The sequence below is a fragment of the Pseudomonas abieticivorans genome, from assembly GCF_023509015.1.
Lineage (GTDB): Bacteria > Pseudomonadota > Gammaproteobacteria > Pseudomonadales > Pseudomonadaceae > Aquipseudomonas > Aquipseudomonas abieticivorans.
The window spans coordinates 2,781,591-2,799,858 of the sequence record NZ_CP094975.1 but is presented as its reverse complement, the minus strand read 5'-3'; the positions used below and the strand labels follow the sequence as shown (position 1 = coordinate 2,799,858).

Annotated in this window: 15 protein-coding genes and 1 pseudogene; 13 read left to right on the top strand and 3 right to left on the bottom strand. The window is 62.6% G+C overall.

The annotated features are described in order from the left end of the window. The first annotated feature begins 17 nt into the window (after window positions 1-17). The 3 genes from L9B60_RS12605 to dsbG all read left to right on the top strand — a co-directional run bounded on the left by L9B60_RS12605 (window position 18) and on the right by dsbG (window position 3,886). Window positions 18-1,046, top strand: coding sequence for a LacI family DNA-binding transcriptional regulator (locus L9B60_RS12605; protein ID WP_249679088.1), 1,029 nt, complete (start codon window positions 18-20; stop codon window positions 1,044-1,046). A 387-nt stretch (window positions 1,047-1,433) separates the two neighbouring features. Further along, window positions 1,434-3,137: a protein-disulfide reductase DsbD gene (dsbD, locus tag L9B60_RS12600; RefSeq protein ID WP_249679086.1), complete on the top strand. Its 1,704-nt coding sequence runs from the start codon at window positions 1,434-1,436 to the stop codon at window positions 3,135-3,137. After that, the gene (gene dsbG / locus L9B60_RS12595) at window positions 3,137-3,886 is read left to right on the top strand and encodes a thiol:disulfide interchange protein DsbG (protein ID WP_249679084.1); all 750 of its coding nucleotides are present in this window, start codon (window positions 3,137-3,139) and stop codon (window positions 3,884-3,886) included. Before dsbD ends, dsbG begins: the two co-directional genes overlap by 1 nt. A gap of 2 nt (window positions 3,887-3,888) precedes the next feature. Here dsbG and L9B60_RS12590 read toward each other — a convergent pair whose 3' ends face one another. Continuing rightward, the gene (locus tag L9B60_RS12590; RefSeq protein ID WP_249679083.1) at window positions 3,889-4,776 is read right to left on the bottom strand and encodes a LysR family transcriptional regulator; all 888 of its coding nucleotides are present in this window, start codon (window positions 4,774-4,776) and stop codon (window positions 3,889-3,891) included. A 114-nt stretch (window positions 4,777-4,890) separates the two neighbouring features. Here L9B60_RS12590 and L9B60_RS12585 point away from each other — a divergent pair, with 114 nt between their 5' ends. Continuing rightward, window positions 4,891-5,619, top strand: coding sequence for an SDR family oxidoreductase (locus L9B60_RS12585; protein ID WP_249679081.1), 729 nt, complete (start codon window positions 4,891-4,893; stop codon window positions 5,617-5,619). 110 nt (window positions 5,620-5,729) lie between these two features. Here L9B60_RS12585 and betT read toward each other — a convergent pair whose 3' ends face one another. Next, window positions 5,730-7,694: a choline transporter BetT gene (gene betT / locus L9B60_RS12580; protein WP_249679729.1), complete on the bottom strand. Its 1,965-nt coding sequence runs from the start codon at window positions 7,692-7,694 to the stop codon at window positions 5,730-5,732. 266 nt (window positions 7,695-7,960) lie between these two features. Continuing rightward, a pseudogene (gene epsC, locus L9B60_RS12575) lies at window positions 7,961-8,900 on the bottom strand (serine O-acetyltransferase EpsC). Between the two features lie 212 nt (window positions 8,901-9,112). Between epsC and L9B60_RS12570 the strand changes: the two are divergent. The 9 genes from L9B60_RS12570 (at window position 9,113) to L9B60_RS12530 (ending at window position 18,267) form a co-directional block, all read left to right on the top strand. Next, complete coding sequence (locus L9B60_RS12570; protein ID WP_249679079.1) at window positions 9,113-10,111, top strand: D-cysteine desulfhydrase; 999 nt, start codon at window positions 9,113-9,115, stop codon at window positions 10,109-10,111. Between the two features lie 44 nt (window positions 10,112-10,155). Continuing rightward, window positions 10,156-10,953, top strand: coding sequence for a cystine ABC transporter substrate-binding protein (tcyJ, locus tag L9B60_RS12565; protein WP_249679077.1), 798 nt, complete (start codon window positions 10,156-10,158; stop codon window positions 10,951-10,953). Continuing rightward, window positions 10,953-11,618 (top strand): cystine ABC transporter permease, encoded by a 666-nt coding sequence (tcyL, locus tag L9B60_RS12560; protein WP_249679728.1) that lies wholly within the window; start codon window positions 10,953-10,955, stop codon window positions 11,616-11,618. Before tcyJ ends, tcyL begins: the two co-directional genes overlap by 1 nt. Window positions 11,619-11,622: 4 nt before the next feature. Beyond that, complete coding sequence (tcyN, locus tag L9B60_RS12555) at window positions 11,623-12,372, top strand: L-cystine ABC transporter ATP-binding protein TcyN (RefSeq protein ID WP_249679075.1); 750 nt, start codon at window positions 11,623-11,625, stop codon at window positions 12,370-12,372. Between the two features lie 316 nt (window positions 12,373-12,688). Next, window positions 12,689-13,408 carry a hypothetical protein gene (locus L9B60_RS12550; protein WP_249679074.1) on the top strand — a complete coding sequence of 240 codons (720 nt, stop codon included), beginning with the start codon at window positions 12,689-12,691 and terminating at the stop codon, window positions 13,406-13,408. Window positions 13,409-13,608: 200 nt separating this feature from the next. After that, window positions 13,609-14,850 (top strand): SfnB family sulfur acquisition oxidoreductase, encoded by a 1,242-nt coding sequence (locus L9B60_RS12545; protein WP_249679060.1) that lies wholly within the window; start codon window positions 13,609-13,611, stop codon window positions 14,848-14,850. 19 nt (window positions 14,851-14,869) lie between these two features. After that, window positions 14,870-16,075: an SfnB family sulfur acquisition oxidoreductase gene (locus L9B60_RS12540; RefSeq protein WP_249679059.1), complete on the top strand. Its 1,206-nt coding sequence runs from the start codon at window positions 14,870-14,872 to the stop codon at window positions 16,073-16,075. Next, window positions 16,075-17,439, top strand: a complete 1,365-nt coding sequence (locus L9B60_RS12535; RefSeq protein ID WP_249679058.1) for an LLM class flavin-dependent oxidoreductase — start codon at window positions 16,075-16,077, stop codon at window positions 17,437-17,439. Before L9B60_RS12540 ends, L9B60_RS12535 begins: the two co-directional genes overlap by 1 nt. A gap of 39 nt (window positions 17,440-17,478) precedes the next feature. Continuing rightward, complete coding sequence (locus L9B60_RS12530) at window positions 17,479-18,267, top strand: MetQ/NlpA family ABC transporter substrate-binding protein (RefSeq protein ID WP_249679057.1); 789 nt, start codon at window positions 17,479-17,481, stop codon at window positions 18,265-18,267. The last annotated feature ends 1 nt before the right edge of the window (window position 18,268 follow it).

Below are 18,268 nucleotides of genomic sequence, written 5' to 3'. Positions count from 1 at the left end.
TAGATAGGGGCCCGGTTTTGAGTGATGACAAGCAACGCAAGCGGCGCGGCGCCGGCCGAGTAACGCTGAGCACCGTCGCCAAGCAGGCCGGCGTTTCCGCGATCACCGTGTCGCGTTACTTCAACCAGCCCGAGCAGGTTTCGCCAGAGCGTCGCGAGCGCATCGCCACGGTGGTGAATGCGTTGGGCTACGTGCCCAACCTGGTGGCCGGTGGCTTGGCCTCGGCGCGAGGCAAGATCGTCGGTATGGTGATCCCGAACATCTCCGGGCCAATATTCGCCAACACCATCCAGGGCTTCAGCGATACCTTGAGCCGCCACGGCTACCAGTTGTTACTGGCCTCGAGTTACTTCGATATCCAACAGGAAGAAAGCGCGGTGCGCGCGTTTCTCGGCTGGTCGCCGGCCGCGTTGGTATTGACCAGCCACTTCCACAGCGAAGCCACCGAAAAAATGATCGCCGAGGCCGATGTGCCGGTGGTCGAGACCTGGGACTACCGACCTGAACGCAGCCCGCTGCAGATTGGTTTTTCCCACGTGGAAGTCGGCGTGAGCGCCGCACGCTACCTGTATGCCCAGGGTTACCGGCGCATCGCCTTCGTGCAGAACAGCGCGTCGGGCGACTTCAGCGCTTTGGAGCGGCGCGATGGTTATGCCGCGACCATGACCGAGCTTGGCCTGCAACCCTGGGTATTTGCCCCCCAGGCAGGCCTGGCGCCGTTCGAGGCTGGCAAGCAGGCGATGACCGAGCTGATGGCCGCGCCCCAACCACCGGATGCGATCGTCTTCGCCAACGATAACCTTGCAGCCGGGGGGCTGCTGGCAGGCCAGCGCGCAGGCCTGCGCATACCCCAGGACTGCGCCGTGCTGGGGTTTGGCGATTATCCGTTTGCGCAAATGCTGATGCCGAGCCTGAGCACCATCAAACCTCCGGCCTTGGAGATTGGCGTGCTGGCAGCGACGCGGGTGCTGGAAAGCCTGGCCGGCGGCACGCCACAGCGCCTGAACCTGCTCGACTGCCAGCTCATCGAACGCGAAAGCGCATAACCCAAGACGACGACCTGCAGGAGCGGATTGATCCGCGATGCAAGTGATGCTGAGCCCGGCCGCCCGCGCGGCCTTTCGCAAGCAAGCTTGCTCCCACATTGGCTGCAACGTGCCGCATTCTGTTGGAAGGGCGTTGAGCACTTTGCAACAACTGTGGGAGCAAGCTTGCTTGCGAATGGGCGCCAGAAAACCCCAGCCACACTATTTGTCTGTAGGCGCAAATTGATCCGCGAAAAGAATACTGCGGTGTGCCAGGCAAGCGGTGGCGGCTTCGCGGATAAACCTCCTACAGGGGCGCGGCCATTGGGCGTGCAGGACGCCCATAATCTCCGGTTAATGACCACCGGACATACTCGGCCTTTCGAGATTTTCGACAGGCCTTTACCCATGAAACTATTCGCCCTATGGGCCATGCTGCTGTTTTCCACCCTCGCCCAGGCGGCGTTCCCACTGGCGGTGGAGCCCAGGTTCCTGCCCGCCGACCGCGCCTTCAGCCTGAGCCATGAAACCCTGGCCAGTGGCGAGCAGCGCTTGCACTGGGACATTGCCCCCGGTTACTACCTGTACAAAAACCGCCTGCTGTTCGGCGAGCTGCCGGCCGACCAACATCCCGCGCTGCCCGAAGGCATCGCGCACCATGACGAATTCTTTGGCGAGCAGCCAGTGTATCGCGACAGCCTGGAACTGACCCTGCCGGCAACCGCGAGGGGCCAGGTGAAACTGAGTTGGCAAGGCTGCGCCGACGCTGGCCTGTGCTACCCGCCGCAAACCCAGGTCATTGACCTGGGCGGCGCTGCCGTTGCCCCCCAAGCCAGCGACCAAGCGTTGGCCAGCGGGCTGCAGGGCCGGACGCTGGGCTTGAGCTTGCTGGTGTTTTTTGGCCTGGGCCTGCTGCTGGCCTTTACCCCTTGTTCACTGCCCATGTTGCCGATATTGGCCGGCGTGGTGGTGGGCAGCGGCGCCAGTACCCGGCGCAGCGTGTTGCTGGCAAGCAGTTACGTGGTCAGCATGGCCCTGGTGTACGCCGGCATGGGCGTGGTGGCGGCGCTGTTGGGCGCCAACCTGCAGGCGACACTGCAACAACCCTTGGTGCTGGGGGCCTTCGCCGCGCTGTTCGTACTGCTGGCACTGCCGATGTTCGGCCTGTTCGAGTTGCAACTGCCCAGCGCTCTGCGCGACCGCCTGCAACAGGCCGGGAGCCGGCAACGCGGCGGCAGCCTGCTGGGCGCAGGCGTGCTCGGGTTGTTTTCCGGTGTGCTGGTAGGCCCCTGCATGACCGCGCCACTGGCCGGCGCCCTGCTCTACATCGCGCAGAGCGGTGATGCGCTGAAGGGTGCACTGGTGCTGTTCGCCATGGGCCTGGGCATGGGCTTGCCCCTGGTGGCGCTGGTGACGGTCGGCCAACGCCTGTTGCCCAAGCCCGGTGCCTGGATGAACCTGGTCAAGGGTGTGTTCGGCTTGCTGTTTCTCGGCACGGCCCTGCTGGTCGTGCGCCCGGTGCTCGACCCCGCGACCTGGTTGCTACTGGCTGCCCTGCTGACGCTGGGCGCGGCCACGGCATCGGCGATTAAAGTCAGCCATCGCCTGGTCGGCACCACGGCCGCGACAATGCTCGGCCTTTGGGGTGTGCTGATGCTGGTCGGCGCCGCCGGCGGCTCGGATGACCCGTTGCAACCCCTCAAGGTCTATACCGGCCAGGCGGCTGCGACTTCGACGAACAACCCACCTGTCGCTCAGGTCGACCAACCCCAGGCGCTGCAGGCAGAACTGGACGCCGCCCAAGCGGCCGGCCAGTGGGTGCTGCTGGACTACACCGCCGACTGGTGCGTGAACTGCAAGGTCATGGAAAAAAACATCTTCCAGCACCCGCAGACCCAAGCCGCGCTTGCTCAGGTACGCCGCCTGAAAGTCGACGTCACCCACGATACCCCCGCCAGCCGCGCCCTGCTGGACCGCTACCAAGTGGTCGGCCCACCCACCCTCATCTGGCTAGGCCCTAACGGTGAAGAACGTCGCGCCCAACGCATCACCGGGCTGGTCGACCGCGCCACTTTCCTGGCCAACTGGAACACTACCAAGGATCAAGGTTGATGAAACGACTCCTGCTCACCCTGGCACTGTGCACCCCGGCACTGCATGCCGCCCCCCTGCCCGCGCCCATCAAGGCCTTGCAGGATCAAGGCCTGACCTTTCACGGCGAATTCGACGCGCCCGCCGGCCTGAAAGGTTATGCCGCCCAATACCAGCAACAAGGCGTGGCGGTTTACCTCACCGCCGACGGCAAAAACACGCTGGTCGGCAACCTGTACGACGCCCAGGGCAAGGACCTGAGCGCCGAGCCGCTGGACCGTCTGGTGTTTGCCGAAATGGACAAGGCCAACTGGCAAAGGCTGGAAAACAGCACCTGGATCGCCGACGGCAAGGCCGATGCGCCGCGCATTGTGTATGTGTTCAGCGACCCCAACTGCCCGTATTGCACGATGTTCTGGAACCAGGCCCGGCCATGGGTGGACGCAGGCAAAGTGCAGTTGCGCCACATCATGGTCGGCATCATCCGCGCCGACAGCGCCGCCAAGGCAGCCGCCATGCTCACCAGCAAAGACCCTGCCGCAGCGTTGCAGCAGCATGAAAAAGCCGGCAAGCAAAGCACGCTCACGGGCCTGGATAAAATCCCGGCGAACGTCGAAGATCAATTGGCAGCCAACCTGGACCTGATGACTGACCTGGGTACACCGGCCACTCCGGCGATTTTCTATCACAACGACAAAGGGCGGGTGCAGCAACAACAGGGGGCGCCACGCATGGATCTGCTGGAGTCGATTCTGGGCAAGCACCCCTAGCTTCAGGCCTTGGCAAACACCTCGCCCAACCAATCCACAAACACCCGCACCCTGGGCGACATATGCCGGTTGTGCGGGTACAACACCGACACGGGCATCGGCGGCGGTGCGAAGGCCGGTAGCACTTCGCACAACAAGCCTTGCTGCAATTGCGTTGCTACCCGGTAACGGGGTACCTGGATCAAGCCGATGCCGGCAATGGCCGACGCGGCGTAGATTTCGGTGCCGAACACCGAGATGGCGCCAGGGATCTCGACCTCCAGTGCCTCGCCCGCCACGGTGAATTCAAACGGCAGCGCCTTGCCCGTGGCCCTGGACAGGTAATTCACCGCCCTGTGCCGGGCCAGGTCCTGCAGGGTTTGCGGTTCGCCGTGCTTGCGCAGGTACAGCGGGCTGGCACAGGTCACCTGGGCCAGCGTCGCCACGCGTTTGCCGATCAGCGATGAGTCGCCCAAGGTACCTGCGCGCAACACGCAATCCACCCCTTCCTGAATCAAGTCGACAAAGCGATCGGCCTCGCTCAATACCAACTCGATGTCCGGGTACCGCGCCATAAAAACCGGTAACGCCGGGATCACGAAGTTCTTCGCCAATGTCCCTTGCAGGTCTACCCGCAAACGACCTTTGGGCGCTACCTGCCTGAACGCCAGCTCGGCCTCTTCCAGCTCCGCCAGCAATTGCACGCAGCGGGCGTAGTACGCCTCACCATCCAGCGTGGGCCGCACGCGGCGAGTACTCCGTTCCAGCAAGCGAGTGCCCAGCCAGGCTTCGAACTGGTTCATGCTGTGGGTCAAGGTGGCGCGGGGGATGTTCAGGTCGTCGGCAGCCTGGGTGAAACTGCTGCGCTCGTAGATGCGCACGAAGATCTTCATGGCTCGAACCTGATCCATCGTGGCTCCTGGATTGTTGGCGGATATTGAACAGTAAAGACGACTCTGCGGCATTTATCGCCTTGGGTAAACATGTGAACCTCTGCCCATCCCCACCCGACAGAGGTTCGACCCATGACTAAAGTTGCCATCATCACCGGCGCCTCCCGTGGCATCGGCGCCGCCATTGCCCGCCGCCTGGCCGCCGACGGTTTCGCCGTCGCCATCAACTATGCAAGCAGCGCCCAGGAAGCCGAGCAATTGGCTGGCGAACTTCAAGCAAAGGGCCAGCGCGCCGTCGCGATCAAGGCCGACGTGGCCAGCAGCACCGATGTGAAGCGTCTGTTTGATGAGGTTGAGGTGCAACTGGGCAAGGTCGACGTGCTGGTCAACAACGCCGGCATCCTCAAGACCCAGCCGCTGGTCGACACCAGCGACGAAGCCTTCGAGCAAACATTCGCCGTCAACACCCGCGGCACCTTCAACACCTTGCGTGAGGCCGGCACGCGACTGAATCACGGTGGGCGTATCGTCAACTTCTCCAGCACGGTGATGGCCATGAACCTGCCGGAGTACGCGATCTACACCGCCAGCAAGGCCGCGGTGGAATCCTTCACGCATATTTTCGCCAAGGAACTGCGCGGCAAGCAGATCACCGTCAACGCCGTGGCCCCAGGCCCGGTGGCAACCGAACTGTTCTTGCATGGCAAGAGCGAAGAGCTGATCCAGCATTTCGCGAAAATGCCGCCCCTGGAACGCCTGGGCCAACCGGAAGACATCGCCAGCGTTGTGAGCTTTTTGGTCGGGAGCGATTCCGGTTGGGTAAACGGCCAGATAGTGCGCGCCAACGGCGGCCTGGCTTGAGCCTATCCCTGTAGGAGCGGATTTATCCGCGAAAAACGCGCCGCAGTTTATCTAGGCTACCGCGGCGGCCCCTTCGCGGATGAATCCGCTCCTACAACGGGGGCAGGGTATCAGCGCACCATGTGCAAAAACTGCATGTGCCGCTCGTACTGGTCCAGGATGTCGTTGATCACCTGCTCCTTGCTGTAGCCCACCAGGTCGTAGTCCTGGCTGCCTTCGCTCAGGTGCACCTCGGCGCGGTAGTAGCGGCGGTTTTTCAGCTCTTTGGTGCCCATGCCACCACGGGCAAAGGAAGGCGTGAAGTAACCCCGCATCTGCACTTGGTAGATAAATGGGCGCTCTTCGCCATGGCCGACTTCCAGGCTGACCTGGTCATGGCTGAGGTCTTCCTGGGTCACCACGTTCAGGCCTTTCTCGGTAAATACCGCCGAGACGTCTTCGATCGCCGGGCGCACCACGGTGTCCATGTACCGATACACCTCGTCGCGCGACGGAAAGTGCACCGCCTGGCTCAAGCGCTGCCGCCAACCACCACGGCCACGACGCGTGGAAGTGGGCACCGGTGCCAGTGAATACAGCTGGGCAATCTTGCGTTGCGACTCCAGGTAAAACGCCTTGTGCAGCCCCCACATCATCGCCAGCAAGATCAACGAGAACGGCAACGAGGTCAGCACCACCGCCGATTTCAACGAGTCAATGTTGCCGGCGAACAACAGCGAGCTGGTGACCAGGGCCGTCATCGCGCCCCAGAACACCCGCAGCCATTTCGGCCCGTCTTCGTCGGCGTTGCCGCCCTTGGCCGACAGGGTGGACAGCACCACGGTGCCTGAGTCTGCGGACGTCACGAAGAACACGAAGCTGATAAACACCGTGACCGCGATCACCGTACGGCTCCAGGGGTAGGTTTCCAGCAGCAGGTAAAGGGTTTTCGAAGGGTCATCCAACGCCGACTGGCCCAGGGCGACCATGTTGTGGCCCAGCACCATGTCGATGGCGCTGTTGCCGAAGATCGACATCCACGCCAGGGTGAAGCCCAACGGGATCAACAGCACGCCGAAGACGAATTCGCGGATGGTACGCCCGCGCGAGATACGGGCGATGAACAGCCCCACGAACGGCGCCCAGGCGATCCACCAGGCCCAGTAGAACACCGTCCAGTTGCCCAGCCAGTCGCTGGGTTTGTCGTAGGCGTAAACGTCGAAACTCTTGGTGGGCAATGCGCCCAGGTAGTCACCGATGTTCTGGATCAAGGTGGTGAGCAAGTGCTGGGTCGGCCCGGCGAACAGCACGAACAGCAGCAGCGCGCAGGCCAGCAGCATGTTGATGTCGGACATCACTCGCACGCCCTTGTCCACGCCGGACACCGCCACGATGATCGCCGCCCCCATCATCAAGGTAATCAGGATGACCTGAACCCACTGGGTATGCGGGATGCCGAACAGGTAGTCCAGGCCGGAGTTCAGGTGCAGCACGCCAAAGCCCATGTCGGCACCCAGGCCGAACACCGTGGCAATGATGCCGAAGCCATCCACGGTGTAGCCAATGGGCCCGTTGATGCGCTTGCCGATCAGCGGGTACAGCGCCGAACGCAGCGCCAGTGGCAGGTTATGCCGGTAGGCAAAGTACGCCAGGGCCATGCCGACGAAGGCAAACACGCCCCAACCATGCAGGCCCCAGTGTAAAAACAGCAACTGCATGGCCTGGCGCGCCGCCGCCGGTGTACCGCCCTCGCCTTGTGGCGGGGTGAGCATGTGGGTGAGCGGCTCGGACACGCAGAAGAAAAACAGGGTAATGCTGATGCCCGCGGCGAACAGCATGCCGGCCCACGACAGGTAGCTGAACTCGGGCTCGTCGTGGTCGGCACCGAGCTTGATCTTGCCGTAGCCGGACAAGGCGGTGACCACCACGAAGACCAGATACAGCGTCATCGCGAGCATGTAGTACCAGCCGACCGTGTTGGCCGCCCAGCTTTGCGCCGCCAGCAGCCAGTCGCCGGCCTGTTGCGGGAAGCTGATGACAATGACGCCGAACAGCAGGATGAAGGTGGCCGCGAAATAGAAAACCGGCGGATTCATGCGGACATTGCCGCTGGGGTTGGCGGAAGAGGCACTCATTGGGCGAGCACCTGATGTGGCGAGATAGGGGCTGAATAGAGCGTTTTCAGCAAGGGTTGGCCTCCTGTTGAACGCAAGTTGCGCATCGGTTTTTACTTGAACGAGCATTCAATTTAAACATGGATGGGGGGTTCAAGGCCAATTGGGTGTCGCCTGCTTCGCGGATGAATCCGCTCCTACACGGCCTGTAGGAGCGGATTCATCCGCGAAAATCCCACCACGAATCTTTATTTTTGCGTCCCATCATCATGCTGCAAATTGGCCTGCGTCAGGTTGCTGCCCGGCGCCACGTTGCGGGTCAGCCAGACGTTGCCGCCAATGGTCGAGCCCTTGCCAATGGTGATGCGCCCAAGGATTGTAGCCCCTGCATAGATCACCACATCGTCCTCGACGATCGGGTGGCGCGGGTGGCCTTTTTGCAACTGCCCATTCTCGTCCGCCGGGAAACGCTTGGCCCCCAATGTCACGGCCTGGTAGATGCGCACGCGCTCACCGATGATCGCTGTCTCGCCGATCACTACGCCCGTCCCGTGGTCGATGAAGAAACTGGGGCCGATTTGCGCGCCGGGGTGGATATCGATACCGGTGGCCGAGTGCGCCAGCTCCGAACTGATCCGTGCCAGCAGCGGCAACCCGGCGCGGTACAGGTGGTGGGCCAGGCGGTGGTGGATTACCGCGAGGATGCCGGGATAACACAGCAGCACTTCATCCACGCTGCGCGCCGCCGGGTCGCCGTGGTAGGCGGCCAGCACATCGGTATCCAGCAGGCTGCGCAGGCCTGGCAACGCTGCCGCGAACTCCTTGATCAGGCTGACGGCGCAGGTTTCGGCACCGGTAGGGTCGCGGCCTTCCTGGCGCGCGATGTAGCGCAGCTCCAGCCGCGCCTGCACCAGCAAGGCATTCAGCGCTGCGTCCAGGGTATGCCCGACGTAAAAGTCTTCGCTTTCCTCGCGCAAATCCACCGGGCCCAGGCGCATGGGAAACAACGCGCCGCACAACTGCTCGAGAATGGTCCGCATGGCCTCGCGCGAAGGCAGTTCACGGCCACCCTGCTCTCCAGTGCTGCGCCCGTTCAGCCGGCGCCATTGCTCACGAGCGGTGCGCAACTGGCCGACGATACGCCTGCAATTGCCAATGGCCGTTCTGCGCTTGCGGTTTATCACTCACGTGGCTACTCCTGCCTGTGGCAGCTCTGACAGATGGCCGCCTAAATGGCGGTCACTCTACGGTAAATTTTCCTAAGCCAAAAAGAACGGATTCTGCCGAGGATTTCTTATCTGAACATAAGCGACGGCTATCCGTTCCGTAGCGTCGCCACGGGGTTGCTCGGGATTCGGTGGGTGCCTATAGTCACCATTCACTCTACCCGTGGACCGCTCATGATCACGCAACAGCTCGCTCGTTTCCCCCGCCTGGATTTGCTCGGTGCCCCCACGGCCCTGGAAAAACTCACGCGGCTCTCGGAATGGGCCGGGCGCGACATCTACGTCAAGCGCGATGACACCACGCCCCTGGCGCTGGGCGGCAACAAGTTGCGCAAGCTTGAGTACCTGGCCGCCGACGCCTTGGCGCAGGGCGCTGACACCTTGATCACCGCCGGTGCCATCCAGTCCAACCACGTGCGCCAGACCGCCGCGCTGGCCGCCAAGCTGGGCCTGGGTTGCGTGGCGCTGCTGGAAAACCCCATCGCCACCCAAGACCAAGCCTACCTGGGCAACGGCAACCGCCTGCTGCTGGAGCTGTTCGATGCCAAGGTCGAGCTGGTGGAAAACCTGGACCACGCCGACGAACAATTGCACGCCCTGGCCGAGCGCCTGCGCAACAGCGGCCACAAGCCCTACCTGGTGCCGATTGGCGGCTCAAACGCACTGGGTGCCCTGGGCTACGTACGCGCGGGCCTGGAGTTGGCCGAGCAGATCAAAACCCTGGGCATCGACTTTGCCGCCGTGGTGCTGGCCTCCGGCAGCGCCGGTACCCACAGCGGCCTGGCGTTGGGCCTGAGCGAAAGCCTGCCGCAGCTGCCGGTAATCGGCGTGACCGTGTCACGCACCGACGAAGCTCAGCGGCCCAAGGTACAAGGCTTGGCTGAACGTACCGCCGAACTGCTGGGCGTGCCCTTGCCGGCCAGCCTGAAGGTAGAACTGTGGGACGAGTTTTTCGCGCCGCGCTACGGTGAACCGAACGCTGGCACCCTGGCGGCGATCAAACTGCTGGCAAGCCAGGAAGGGCTGCTGCTGGACCCGGTCTACACCGGCAAGGCCATGGCCGGCCTGCTCGATGGCATCGGTCGTCAACGTTTCGATGACGGCCCGCTGATTTTCCTGCACACCGGTGGGGCGCCGGCGTTGTTCGCCTATCCCGGCGTGTGGTCGGCTTGATCGACCTCGCGTCGCATACCTAAAAAACATCAATGGGGCTTCACATGACATTTTCCGCGTTCCGTCGAAATCTGCTGATCAGCAGCCTGGGCCTGGTGCTGGGCACCGCGCTGATGGGCCAGGCCGTGGCCGGCGACCAACTGCAAAAAATCAAGGACGCCGGCACTATCAGCGTCGGCCTGGAAGGCACCTACCCGCCGTTCAGCTTCGTTGACGACAGCGGTAAACTGGCCGGCTTCGAAGTGGAGTTCTCCGAAGCCCTGGCCAAGGAGCTGGGCGTGAAAGCCAAGCTACAACCGACCAAGTGGGACGGTATCCTCGCAGCCCTGGAGTCCAAGCGCCTGGACGTGGTGATTAACCAGGTCACTATCTCTGAGGAGCGCAAGAAGAAGTACGACTTCAGCGAGCCCTACACCGTCTCCGGCATCCAGGCCCTGACCCAGAAGAAAGACGCCGGCAAGATCGCCAGCGCCAACGACCTGACCGGCAAGAAAGTCGGCGTGGGCCTGGGCACCAACTACGAGCAGTGGCTCAAAGAGAATGTGCCGGGCGCCATCATCAAGACCTACGACGATGATCCCACCAAATACCAGGACCTGCGCGTTGGCCGTATCGACGCCATTCTGGTCGACCGCCTGGCCGCCTTCGAGCTGATCAACAAGACCAACGACACCATGGCCGTGTCGGGCCCGCCCTTCTCCCGCCAGGAAGCCGGCGTGACCCTGCGCAAAGGCGAACCGGAACTGCTGGCGGCGATCAACAAGGCCATCGACAAGCTGAAAGCCGACGGCACCCTGGCCAAGCTGTCGCAGAAGTACTTCAACGCTGATGTCACCAAATGATTGAAGAAAGCCTGAAACTGGCGCTGGACTCAGCGCCATTTTTGCTCAAGGGCGCGCAGTACACGGTCATCCTCAGCCTGGGCGGCATGTTCTTTGGCCTGCTACTGGGCTTTGGCCTGGCCTTGATGCGCCTGTCGCGCCACTGGTTGCCACGCTGGGTTGCGCGGGTGTACGTGTCGTTCTTCAGGGGCACGCCCTTGCTGGTGCAGTTGTTCGTGATTTATTACGGCCTGCCGCAACTGGGGATCGAACTGGACCCGCTGCCGGCAGCCTTGATCGGCTTCTCGCTGAACATGGCGGCCTATGCCTGTGAAATCCTCCGTGCGGCGATCAGCTCGATCGATCGCGGCCAGTGGGAGGCCGCTGCCAGCATCGGCATGACCCGTGGCCAAACGCTGCGCCGGGCAATCCTGCCCCAGGCAATGCGCACGGCCTTGCCGCCGTTGGGCAACAGCTTTATCTCGCTGGTAAAGGATACCGCCCTGGCCGCGACCATCCAGGTGCCGGAGCTGTTCCGCCAAGCCCAGTTGATCACTGCCCGTACTTTTGAAATCTTCACCATGTACTTGGCCGCCGCCTTGATCTACTGGGTGCTGGCGAGCGTGCTGTCGGCATTGCAAAACCGCTTGGAACAGCGGGTCAATCGTCACGATCAGGAGAATTGAAGCCATGATTGTGGTGGAGAAACTGACCAAGCAATTTAACGGGCAAACGGTGCTCGATGCGATCGACCTACAGGTCGAAGCCGGCGAAGTGGTGGCCATCATCGGCCCCAGCGGTTCGGGCAAGACCACCTTCCTGCGCTGCCTCAACCTGCTGGAAACCCCCACCCGTGGGCAGATCCGCATGGGCTATATCACCATCGACGGCGGCAAGCCCCTGGCCGCGCAGCAATCGCTGATTCGCAAGTTGCGCCAGCAGGTAGGTTTCGTGTTCCAGAACTTCAACTTGTTCCCGCACCGTACCGCGCTGGAAAACGTGATCGAAGGGCCGATCGTGGTAAAGAAGGTGCCCCGCGCCGATGCCCTGGCATTGGGCCGCAAGCTATTGGCCAAGGTAGGCCTGGCAGGCAAGGAGGATGCCTACCCGCGTCGCCTGTCCGGCGGGCAACAACAGCGCGTGGCCATCGCTCGGGCACTGGCAATGGAGCCGCAGGTGATCCTTTTCGATGAACCCACCTCGGCGCTGGACCCGGAGTTGGTGGGCGAAGTGTTGGCGACGATTCGCGGCCTGGCCGAAGAAAAGCGCACCATGGTGATCGTCACCCACGAAATGAGCTTTGCCCGTGACGTGGCCAATCGCGTGGTGTTTTTCGACAAGGGCGTGATCGTCGAACAAGGTGAGGCGAAAGCGTTCTTTGCCAACCCAAAGCAAGAGCGTACCCGGCAGTTCCTCAGCAAGTTCCTGAACCAACATTAATGGTCTGGAAGTTTAAGCTGCACGCTACAAGTTGGCCGCGGTCAACTTGTAGCTTGTAACTTCAAGCTTGCCGCCCGAGGAAGTTCTGCCTTGGTGGCGTTTTACTTATTGTTCAGCTTTTCCTCACTCATTATTCGATCGTCCTTCATAAAACGACCTGCGCAACGTAGGACTACTCTGAAGAAGCCTGTAGCAGAGACCATGACACCCCCTTCTCCTTGACACCCGGCAGTGCAAAAACTATCTAACTACCACGCCTTACATTCAGCGCGACGTACACTTTTTGAAACTTGCACCTGCCCTCAAGGAGAACATGATGTCGTCGACATTCAATGGATTCGAATTATTGCCACCTGGTTTGCCACAACTGTCCCACGACGGTATTGGCTTGCTGGCTGCCAGCCATCTTGTTGTCAGAATCGAGCCTTACGCCTGCATGGAAGAAGGCGACCTGCTGGAACTGTTTTGGGGGGAGCGTTTCGTGACCTCGCGGTTTCTGAACTGCACCGACGTCGACTACCCGATTTTCATGCGGGTGCCGGAGAGTTTTGCCGAAAGTGGCGTGGCGCACATCCACTACCAGGTCATGAAAATCGGCATCAGCCCGCTGATTTCGCCGGTTGCCCACGTCACCGTGAAACTTGACTGCCCCGGAGGTATCGCCGCGGGTAGCGAAGAGAACCAATACCTGGCACCTCTCAGCCTGCCGGTGCCCGTGAAGCAGTGCGGGGTTTCCCTGAGCCACATCAAGCGCGGCGTGCCGGTGGCGATAGAGCCCTACCTGAACATGGCCGAAGGCGACGCCATCACGCTGCGCTGGGGCGACCTGCGCCTGGACCTCCCGGCCCTGCAAGGCCGCGACGTAGACAACATCGTGCATGCCCGGGTACCCAAGGCCATGGTGCTGGAGGGCGGCCGGGACGAACGGCTGGAGGTGACCTACTGCGTGATTGACCGGGTGGGCAACGCTTCTGGCTGGGCGCCGGCCTGCAACGTGCGGGTGTTCTGCGCGCCCATGGAACTGGAACTGCGATGACTTCTATGCATATTCCCAAAGGTTAGTTTATTTAATATTTATACACGTTTAGGGTATATACACCGGACCACCGGACAAACGCATTTTCGCCGCAGCACTCAAGCGCGGCGCTATTCATGACGTGAGGAAGGTATGGTCAGGAACACAATCACCCCAGTGCGCATCGCCAGGGCATTGAGTACAGCCACGGAGCAGTACTGATGCCGGGCCTTGCGCAAACCCTCGTCCAGAGTGACCTGGACATCGCCCCGCCATTACTGCCCGCCAAGGTGCTGAGCAACGACGCCCAAGCCTTGCAGGCCGCCTACGAATTGGCCGCGACCGCTCGCTTGCAAGCCGCCCAACGCGACCGCCAGCGCACGCTGCCGTGGGCCGAAATCGAACAATTCACCCGCAGCGGCCTGGGCAGCATCAGCGTGCCACGCGCATTCGGCGGGCCACAGGTGTCGTTCGTGACGGTGGCCGAGGTGTTCCGTATTGTCTCGGCCGCCGACCCGGCGCTGGGGCAGATCCCCCAGAATCAATTCGGCATCCTGCACCTGTTGCAGGGCGCCGCCACGCAGGCCCAGCAGGCGCTGCTGTTCCAATCGGTGCTCGATGGCTGGCGGATCGGCAATGCCGGCCCCGAGCGCGGCACCAGGAACACCCTGGAGCTCAAGGCACGCATTACCCGCCAGGGCGATGGTTTTGTTATCAGCGGCCAGAAGTTCTACTCCACCGGCGCCCTGTTTGCCCATTGGGTAGCGGTCAAGGCGCTGAACGAGGATGGCAACCAGGTCATGGCGTTCGTGCGTCGTGGTAGCCCGGGGCTGCGTATCGTTGATGACTGGTCGGGTTTTGGCCAGCGCACCACCGCCAGCGGAACCGTGCTGCTGGACAATGTGCAGGTCGATGCCGCGCGGGTGGTGGATAACTGGCGCCTGAGCGATACGCCGAACATCCAGGGTGCCGTGTCACAGCTGATCCAGGCCGCCATCGATGCCGGCATCGCTGAAGAAGCGATCAATGACGCCATCGAATTCGTCCGCGAACGCTCGCGCCCCTGGGTCGACGCCAAGGTTGAACGCGCCAGCGACGACCCCTATGTGATCGCCGACGTCGGCCGCCTGAAACTGGAGCTGCATGCCGCCCAGGCGCTGTTGCGCAGGGCCGGCCAAGTGCTGGACCAGGTCAACGCCGCGCCCATCGACGCCGCCGCTGCCGCCCGCGCCTCCATCGCCGTGGCCGAAGCCAAGGTGCTGACCACCGAGATTGCCCTGCAGGCCAGCGAAAAACTCCTGGAACTGGCTGGCAGCCGCGCCACCCTGGCCGAGTTCAACCTCGACCGGCACTGGCGCAACGCCCGCGTGCACACCCTGCACGACCCGGTGCGCTGGAAATACCACGCCGTGGGCGCCTATCACCTCAACGGCACGTTGCCCGCGCGCCATTCCTGGATTTGACCAGACCTCTGGAGAACACATGAGCTCATTGCCACAGTCCTGGGGCCCGGCCAGCGTCATCCGTACCGACGCCCAGGCCCTTGAAGTCGCCACAACACTAGCCCAGCAACTGCGCACCGAGAGCCCGCTGCGCGACCGCGAACGGCGCCTGCCCCTCGCGGAACTCGCGCTGTTCAGCCAGTCGGGCCTGTGGGGCATCAGCGTGCCGAAAGCTTTCGGCGGCGCGGGCGTGTCCAACGTCACCCTGGCCAACGTGATCCGCATCATCAGCCAGGCCGACGCCTCGCTGGGGCAGATCCCGCAGAACCACTTCTACGCGTTAGAGGTGCTGCGGGTAAACGGCAGCGCCGCGCAACAGCAACGCCTGTTCGCCGAGGTACTGGCTGGCCAGCGCTTCGGTAATGCCCTGGCAGAGCTGGGCACCAAAACCGCCCACGACCGCACCACCTCGCTAACCTGCGACGGTGACGGTTACCGCATCAACGGTCGCAAGTTCTACGCCACCGGGGCCCTGTATGCCCAACGCATCCCCACTTCGGTGGTGGATGAGCAGGGCGTGCAACAGTTGGCCTTCGTCCCGCGCGACAGCCAGGGCCTGGAGGTCATCGACGACTGGAGCGGCTTCGGCCAGCGCACCACCGGCAGCGGTTCGGTGCAGTTCGATAACGTATTTGTCGACGCCAACGACGTGCTGCCCTTCCAGTCGGCATTCGAACGCCCTACCCCGGTGGGCCCGCTGGCACAGATCCTTCACGCGGCCATCGACACCGGTATTGCCCGCGCCGCCTATGAAGATGCCCTGCATTTCGTGCGCAGCAAGACCCGGCCGTGGATTGATTCGGGCATCGACCAAGCCGTCGACGATCCGCTCAGCCTGAAAACCTTCGGCCACTTGGCTATACGCCTGCACGCCGCCGAAGCCCTGCTTGAGCGCGCCGGCCAATACCTGGATCTGGCTCAGCGCCAGACAAATGCCGAAACCGTGGCCGCAGCCTCTATCGCCGTTGCCGAAGCCCGCGCCATCAGTACCGAAGTCTCCCTCGCCGCCGGTTCCACCCTGTTCGAGCTGGCCGGCAGCCAGGCCACCCTCGCCGAGCACGGCCTGGACCGGCACTGGCGCAACGCCCGCGTGCACACCCTGCACGACCCTGTGCGCTGGAAGTACCACGCCATTGGCAACTACTACCTCAACGACGAGAAGCCGCCACTGCGAGGGACTATCTGATGAGCACTAAAAAGATCTTGCTCAATGCCTTCAACATGAACTGCATCGGGCACATCAACCACGGTCTGTGGACCCACCCGCGAGACAATTCCGACCAGTACAAAACCATCGAATATTGGACTGAACTGGCCCAACTGTTGGAGCGCGGGCTGTTTGACGGGCTGTTCATCGCCGACATCGTCGGGGTGTATGACGTTTACGAAAACTCGGTCGACGTGCCGCTCAAAGAGGCCATCCAACTGCCGGTCAACGACCCTCTGTTGCTGGTTTCGGCCATGGCGGCCGTCACGCGCAACCTGGGGTTCGGCTTGACCGCCAACCTCACCTACGAGGCGCCTTACCTGTTCGCCCGGCGCATGTCCACGCTGGACCACCTGAGCCGTGGCCGGGTGGGCTGGAACATCGTCACCGGCTATTTGGACAGCGCCGCCAAGGCCATGGGCCTGAGCGAGCAAGTGGAACATGACCGCCGCTACGACCAGGCTGACGAGTACCTGCAGGTGCTCTACAAGTTATGGGAAGGCAGCTGGGAAGACGACGCGGTGCGCAACGACCCGGCGCGGCGCGTGTATGCGCAGCCGGGCAAGGTGCACAAGGTCGACCACCAGGGCGAGTTCTACCAAGTGCAGGGTTACCACCTGTGCGAACCGTCCCCCCAGCGCACCCCAGTGCTGTTCCAGGCCGGCAGTTCCGAGCGCGGCCTGGCGTTTGCCGGGCGTCACGCCGAGTGCGTGTTCATCAGCGGCCAAACCAAGGCCTCGACCAAGAGCCAGGTCGACAAGGTACGCGCCAGTGCCATCGCGGCCGGGCGCCGACCTTCAGACATCAAGGTGTTCATGGGGTTGACGGTGATCGTTGGCGCGACAGAGGAACAAGCACGGGCCAAGCACGCCGAGTACCTGGAGTACGCCAGCGCCGAGGCTGGCGTCGCGCACTTCTCGGCCTCCACCGCCATCGACTTCTCGCAATACGCATTGGACGAGCCGATCCAGTACGTGAAAAGCAATGCCATCCAGTCGGCCACCAACCACCTGAAGAACAACGACTGGACGCGCCGCAAGCTGCTCGACCAGCACGCCTTGGGCGGGCGCTACATCTGCCTGATCGGCTCGCCGCAGCAGGTCGCCGACGAGTTGATCGCCTGGATCGACGAAACCGGCCTGGACGGCTTCAACCTGGCCCGCACCGTGACCCCGGAAAGCTACGCCGACTTCATCGACCTGGTGGTGCCGGAGCTGCAGCGGCGCGGGCGTTACAAAACGGCGTACGACACCGGCACCTTGCGCCAGAAGCTGTTCGAAGCGGATGCACGCTTACCGGCCCGGCATATTGCCAATGAATTCAGGCACGCCTTCGCGAATTAATCCGCGAAGCCCCACCCTTAATATTTCTGGAAACACCCCATGAAAATCAAGTCCCTGCTACTGGCCCTGGGCCTGTTCGCCGCCACCGCCCACGCCGCCGACGCACCGCTCAAGGTCGGCACCACCGCTGCCTTCGCCATCCCGCTGGAAGCTGCGGTAGAGGAAGCCGGTAAACAAGGCCTGAAAGTCGAACTGGTGGAATTCACCGACTGGATCGCACCTAACGTCAGCCTGGCCGCCGGCGACATCGACGTGAACTACTTCCAGCACATCCCGTTCCTGGAGAACGCCAAGGCCGCCGCCGGTTTTGACCTGGTGCCCTATGCCCCCGGCATCATCAACAACGTCGGGCTCTACTCCAAGAAGTACAAGAGCTTCGCCGAGTTGCCCCAGGGCGCCACCGTGGCCATTGCCAACGACCCGATCAACAGTGGTCGCGGCCTGCAACTACTGGCCAAGGCCGGCTTGATCAAGCTCAAGGACGGCGTGGGCTACAAGGCCACCGAAGACGACATCATCGACAACCCCAAGAAATTGAAGATCCTCCAGGTAGAAGCCGTGCAACTGGTACGGGCCTATGACGATGCCGACCTGGTGCAGGGCTACCCGGCCTACATCCGCTTGGCCAAGACCTTCGACGCCACCTCTGCCCTGCTGTTCGACGGCCTGGACCACAAGGAATACGTGATTCAGTTCGTGATCCAGCCCAAAAGCAAGGACGACCCACGCCTGGCCAAGTTCGTCGACATCTACCAGCACTCGCCCGTGGTTCGCGCGGCGCTGGATAAAGCTCATGGCAAGCTGTACCAAGCTGGCTGGGAAGGCTGAA

What these genes read in the sequence shown, in the direction of transcription:
- L9B60_RS12585 (WP_249679081.1), top strand. Translation starts at nt 4,891, where the DNA reads ATGACTAAAGTTGCCATCATCACCGGCGCCTCCCGTGGCATCGGCGCC.
- dsbG (WP_249679084.1), top strand. Translation starts at nt 3,137, where the DNA reads ATGAAACGACTCCTGCTCACCCTGGCACTGTGCACCCCGGCACTGCAT.
- dsbD (WP_249679086.1), top strand. Translation starts at nt 1,434, where the DNA reads ATGAAACTATTCGCCCTATGGGCCATGCTGCTGTTTTCCACCCTCGCC.
- L9B60_RS12570 (WP_249679079.1), top strand. Translation starts at nt 9,113, where the DNA reads ATGATCACGCAACAGCTCGCTCGTTTCCCCCGCCTGGATTTGCTCGGT.
- L9B60_RS12545 (WP_249679060.1), top strand. Translation starts at nt 13,609, where the DNA reads ATGCCGGGCCTTGCGCAAACCCTCGTCCAGAGTGACCTGGACATCGCC.
- betT (WP_249679729.1), bottom strand. Translation starts at nt 7,694, where the DNA reads ATGAATCCGCCGGTTTTCTATTTCGCGGCCACCTTCATCCTGCTGTTC.
- L9B60_RS12550 (WP_249679074.1), top strand. Translation starts at nt 12,689, where the DNA reads ATGTCGTCGACATTCAATGGATTCGAATTATTGCCACCTGGTTTGCCA.
- tcyN (WP_249679075.1), top strand. Translation starts at nt 11,623, where the DNA reads ATGATTGTGGTGGAGAAACTGACCAAGCAATTTAACGGGCAAACGGTG.
- L9B60_RS12535 (WP_249679058.1), top strand. Translation starts at nt 16,075, where the DNA reads ATGAGCACTAAAAAGATCTTGCTCAATGCCTTCAACATGAACTGCATC.
- L9B60_RS12530 (WP_249679057.1), top strand. Translation starts at nt 17,479, where the DNA reads ATGAAAATCAAGTCCCTGCTACTGGCCCTGGGCCTGTTCGCCGCCACC.
- L9B60_RS12540 (WP_249679059.1), top strand. Translation starts at nt 14,870, where the DNA reads ATGAGCTCATTGCCACAGTCCTGGGGCCCGGCCAGCGTCATCCGTACC.
- tcyJ (WP_249679077.1), top strand. Translation starts at nt 10,156, where the DNA reads ATGACATTTTCCGCGTTCCGTCGAAATCTGCTGATCAGCAGCCTGGGC.
- L9B60_RS12590 (WP_249679083.1), bottom strand. Translation starts at nt 4,776, where the DNA reads ATGGATCAGGTTCGAGCCATGAAGATCTTCGTGCGCATCTACGAGCGC.